Origin of the sequence: Streptomyces sp. 15-116A, assembly GCF_025290915.1 — a bacterium.
In the GTDB taxonomy this organism is placed as follows: Bacteria; Actinomycetota; Actinomycetes; order Streptomycetales; family Streptomycetaceae; genus Streptomyces.
The window spans coordinates 1-2,477 of the sequence record NZ_JAOCQE010000478.1 but is presented as its reverse complement, the minus strand read 5'-3'; the positions used below and the strand labels follow the sequence as shown (position 1 = coordinate 2,477).

At 73.6% G+C, this 2,477-nt stretch carries 2 protein-coding genes; both read left to right on the top strand.

The window, feature by feature from the left end; genetic code table 11:
• Window positions 1-1,285, top strand: a 1,285-nt coding sequence (locus N4P33_RS34600) for a serine/threonine protein kinase (protein ID WP_260830874.1), incomplete at its 5' end; no start/stop codon positions are given.
• Window positions 1,286-1,442: 157 nt separating this feature from the next.
• Window positions 1,443-2,477, top strand: a 1,035-nt coding sequence (locus N4P33_RS34595; RefSeq protein ID WP_260830873.1) for a serine/threonine-protein kinase, incomplete at its 3' end; no start/stop codon positions are given.

Below are 2,477 nucleotides of genomic sequence, written 5' to 3'. Positions count from 1 at the left end.
GCAGACGCCCGTGCCGCGCGGGCCCACCAGCGCGTTGGCCGCCGAGCGGGCGCGGCAGGCGCGGATGGCCGTCATCGGGCCGGTGACGGAGCGGTGGGCACCGGAGCAGGCCGGGCCCGTGCACGAGAACTGGCAGCTGGCCGCGCCGATCGGTCCCGCGACCGACCTGTGGGCGCTGGGCGCGCTGTTGTTCCGGGCCGTACAGGGACATGCGCCGTACCCGGAGGAGTCGACGGCCGAGCTGGTGCAGATGGTGTGTGCCGAGCCGCCCGCGTTCGCCGAGGAGTGCGGACCGCTCCGGCCGGTCGTGGAGTCACTGCTGCGCCAGGACCCCACCGAGCGGCCGGACGTCGAGGAACTGCGCGGCTGGCTGCGCTCACTGGTGCGGTCGGCGCCCGAGCCGGAGGCCGGCCTGCACGTCATCACGGCCCCGCCCCTGGAAGGCAGCCGGCTGCCGGTGGTGCGTCGCCGGGGCGAGCTGGTGCGCAGACGGCGTGCGCAGCTGCCCGCTCACCACGGCCGGCACAAGCGGGCCAAGCAGAGCGCCCGTTCCCCGCGCAGGCTCGGGCGCACCCTGCTTCTGCTGGTGCTGCTCGTCATGGCCGCCGCCATCGCGTACGCCATGCTGTTCATGCCGAAGGCGGGGGAGGACACCAAGGGCGCCGGGGCGACCGGGGAGGTCAGCCAGGCGCCGCCGTCGCGGGAGGCGGGCGGTGGGCCGGGCGGTGACGACGAGACCGCGTCCGAACCGGAGGACCCGAAGGACAGCCCCGGCAACAGCCCTGAAGAATCGGCCGGCTCCACCGAGACGCAGACCACCGGCCCCGAGGTCGCAGAGGGCTTCACGCTGCGCAAGGATTCCGAGGGATTCCAGGTCGCCGTGGCCGAGGACTGGCAGCGCACCGGGAAGAACGGCAGCGGCCAGATCGTCTACTCCCGCGGAGACTTCGAGCTGATCGTCGTGCCGGGCCGGGACAGCGCGGAGCGGTACGGCAGCGATCCGATGGCGTATCAGCGGGACGACGAGCGTGAGCTCCAGCCGTACCGCGACTCCAGTTGGGCCACCTCCACCGGGCTGAAGACCATCGAGGTGGGCGGACGCACCATGGCGGAGGGGCAGTTCACCTGGACCGGCGGTGACGGGGGCGAGCTGTACGTCCGCAACCTCGCCGTGCTGATCGACGGCCGCTATCACGTGGTGCAGGTCCGCGGTCCGGAGGGCGAACGGGACGAGGTGACCCGGCTGTACGAGCAGGCGGCGGCCACCTACCGGTTCACCGGCTGACGGAGCACGTACGCTCGCGCACCCGCTGTGGTTGTCCGGCGTCGCGCGGCGCGACAACCATCACAGTGCGGTCTCCGTGGCACCCCGCCCGTTCCCAGGATGGGGGTGGGTCCTTACCCTGACCCTGTCAAGACCATTGCGGGGCAACGTGAATCAGATGCAGGGCTCGCTCGTCGCGGGCCGCTACCGGCTCGGCGCGTCCATCGGCAGCGGTGGCATGGGCCGGGTGTGGCGTGCGCACGACGAGGTGCTGCACCGATCCGTCGCCATCAAGGAGTTGACCGCCGCGCTCTACGTCTCCGACAGCGAGCAGGCGATGCTGCTCGCGCGGACCCGCGCCGAGGCACGCGCGGCGGCTCGGATCAACCACTCCGCGGTCGTCACGGTGCACGACGTGCTGGAGCACGACGGCCGGCCGTGGATCGTGATGGAACTGGTCGAGGGCCGTTCGCTGGCCGACGCGGTCAAGGAGGAGGGCCGCGTCGAACCCCGCGAGGCGGCGCGCGTCGGCATGTGGGTGCTACGCGCGTTGCGCGCCGCGCACAAGGCGGGCGTACTGCACCGTGACGTCAAGCCCGGCAACGTTCTCCTCGGCGACGACGGCCGGGTGCTGCTCACCGACTTCGGCATCGCGCAGATCGACGGCGACACCGCCATCACCCGGACCGGAGAGGTCGTCGGCTCGGTCGACTACCTCGCGCCCGAGCGGGTGCGCGGCCACGATCCGGGGCCGGCCTCCGACCTGTGGGCGCTCGGCGCCACCCTGTACACGGCGGTCGAGGGCAGGTCGCCGTTCCGCCGCACCTCACCGCTGACCACCATGCAGGCGGTCGTCGAGGAGGAGGCCGCCGAGGCGCGGCACGCCGGACCGCTCGCCCCCGTCATCAACGCCCTGCTGAACAAGGATCCGGCCGACCGCCCCGACGCCGCGGCGGCCGAGCAGATGCTCGCGGAGGCGGCGGAGGGGCGCAGGCCCGACTCGGCGCAGCTGTACGTGCCGACCCGGGCCACCGACGCGCACGTACCGCTGCCGCACGAGACCGGGCCGGACGGTGCCGGGTCCCCGTTCCCGCACGCCAACCGACCGACCGCCGTACAGCCGCACGCGACCGGACCGACCGCCGCGCAGCCGGCTCGCGCCACCGGACCGACGGCCGCGCAGGCGCCTTACGCACAGGGCCCGGCCGACCCC